We start from the raw sequence: 2482 nt of genomic DNA, 5'->3' as shown, positions 1-2482 counted from the left end.
CGCGGGATACGACGGATCCAGCGGCAGGTACGCCGCGCCGCTCTTGAGCACCGCCAGCATGGCGACCACCATCTCCGCCGAGCGCTCCAGGCAGATCCCCACGAACGCTTCCGGCCCGGCGCCCAGCGCGGAGAGATGATGGGCGAGGCGGTTGGCGCGCGCGTCCAGCTCGCGGTAGCTCAGCGCCTCCCCGCCGAAGACCACGGCGCGGGCGTCCGGCGTGCGCGCGGCCTGCTCCGCGATCAGCCCGTGGAGGGTGGCGCGGGACGGATACGGGGCGTCGGTGGCGTTCCACTCGCCCACCACCACCGCGTGCTCGTCCTGGCCCAGCAGCGCCAGCTCCGCCACGCGCACGGCGGGGTCGTCGGCCACCTGCTCCAGCACCCGCACCAGGTGCCCCAGCATCCGCTGGATCGTGGTCTGGTCAAACAGATCGCTGGCGTACTCCAGCTCGCCGCGCAGGCCGTCGGTTTCCCGCGCCAGCGCCAGGGTCATGTCCAGCTTGGTGGTGCCGCGGTCCAGCCCCATCTGCTCCCAGCGCAGCGCCGTCCGGCCGTGCCCGGGCCGGTCCAGGTGCAGGTTGAGCATCACCTGGAACAGGGGCGAGTGGCTGAGCGTGCGCTGCGGCTGCAGCTCCTCCACCAAGCGCTCGAAGGGGACGTCCTGGTTCTCGAAGGCGCCCAGCGTCACGTCGCGCACCCGGCGCAGCACCTCGCGGAAGGCGGGGTCGCCGGACAGGTCCGTGCGCAGCACCAGCGTGTTGACGAAAAAGCCGATCAGCCCCTCCACCTCCGGCCGCGTGCGCCCGGCGATGGGGCTGCCCACCACCACGTCGTCCACGGAGGCGTACCGGCCCAGCAGCACCTGCCACGCGCCCAGCAGCACCATGTACAGGGTGGTTCCCTCGGCGCGGGTCAGCGCGTCCAGCCGCTCCAGCAGCGCGGCCGGGACGTGCACCGGCTCGGTGGCGCCGCGATACGTCTGCATCACCGGGCGGGGGCGGTCGGTGGGCAGCTCCAGCAGCGGGGCCGCGCCGGCCATCCGCTCCCTCCAGTACGCCATCTGGCGGTCCACCACCTCGCCGCGCAGCTGCTCGCGCTGCCACACCGCAAAGTCGGGGTACTGCACCGGCAGCGCGGCCAGCGGCGACGGGCGCCCTTCGCGGAACGCGTCGTACAGCGCCGACAGCTCGCGGAACAGCGTGGGCAGGCTGCCGCCGTCGATGCTGATGTGGTGCAGCGACAGCAGCAGCACGTGCTCCGCCGGCGCCAGCCGCAGCAGCCGCGCGACGAACACCGGCCCCGCCGCCAGGTCAAAGTGCCGCGCCGACTCCGTGTCCAGCACCCGCCGCAGCGCCGCTTCGCGGTCGCCGTCCGCCAGGGCCGACAGGTCTTCCACCGGCAGCGACAGCCCGCTCCAGGGGAGCACCCGCTGCACCGGCGCGCCGTCGCGCTCGGGGAACACGGTGCGCAGCGACTCGTGCCGGTGCACCATCTCGCCCACGGCGCGCTCCAGCGCCGCCACGTCCAGCTCACCCTCCAGGCGCAGGGCCAGCGGGTGGTTGTAGGCCGTGTTGTCGGGCTCCAGGCGGTTCAGGAACCACAGACGCTCCTGTCCATACGACAGCGGCAGGTCGCCGCCGCGCGCCACGGGCACCACCGGGGGAAGCACGGGGGCGCCGGCGCGGCGCAGCGATTCCACCCGCTCGGCCAGCGCGCCCACCGTGGGCGTTTCGAAGAGCACGCGCAGCGGCATCGGTACGCCAAACACCTCGCGGATGCGCGCCACCACGCGGGTGACCAGCAGCGAGTGGCCGCCCAGCTCGAAGAAGTTGTCGGCCACGCCCACCCGCGCGGTGCCCAGCACCTCGGCCCAGATCGCCGCCAGCACCTCTTCGGCCGGGGTGCGGGGCGCCACGTACGCGTCGGCGGCCGCGGCCAGGTCCGGCGCGGGGAGCGCCTTGCGGTCCAGCTTGCCGTTGGGGGTCAGCGGCAGCGCGTCCAGCGCCACAACGGCGCCCGGCACCATGTAGTCGGGCAGGCTGGCCGCGGCGTGCGCGCGCAGCGCGTCCGCCCGGGCCGTGCCCACCACGTACGCCACCAGCCGCGTGTCGCCGTTGGCCGCCGCGCGGGCCACCACGGCGCACTCCGCCACGCCCGGACAGGCGCGCAGCACCGCCTCGATCTCGCCCGGCTCGATGCGGAAGCCCCGCACCTTCACCTGCGCGTCCATCCGGCCCAGGTACTCCAGCACCCCCGCCGCCGTCCACCGCGCCCGGTCGCCCGTGCGGTACAGCCGCGCGCCGGGCTGAGTGGAGAAGGGATCCGGGACGAAGCGGTCGGCCGTGAGCCCCGCGCGGCCCAGGTAGCCGCGGGTCACCCCCGGGCCGCCGATGAGCAGCTCGCCCGGCACCCCCGCCGGCTGCGGGCGCAGCGACCCGTCCAGCACGTAGACCCGCGCGTTGGCGATCGGACGGCCGATG

Annotated in this window: 1 protein-coding gene; it reads right to left on the bottom strand. The window is 74.8% G+C overall.

Features of this window, described 5'->3' with window-relative positions; genetic code table 11:
- On the bottom strand, positions 1–2482 hold a 2482-nt coding region (locus tag ACOJUJ_RS00015), incomplete at both ends, for a condensation domain-containing protein (RefSeq protein ID WP_420124784.1).

Origin of the sequence: Longimicrobium sp., assembly GCF_048594345.1 — a bacterium.
Taxonomy (GTDB): Bacteria; Gemmatimonadota; Gemmatimonadetes; order Longimicrobiales; family Longimicrobiaceae; genus Longimicrobium.
Note: the sequence above shows the minus strand (reverse complement) of the source record. Positions and strands in the feature narration are given on the sequence as shown.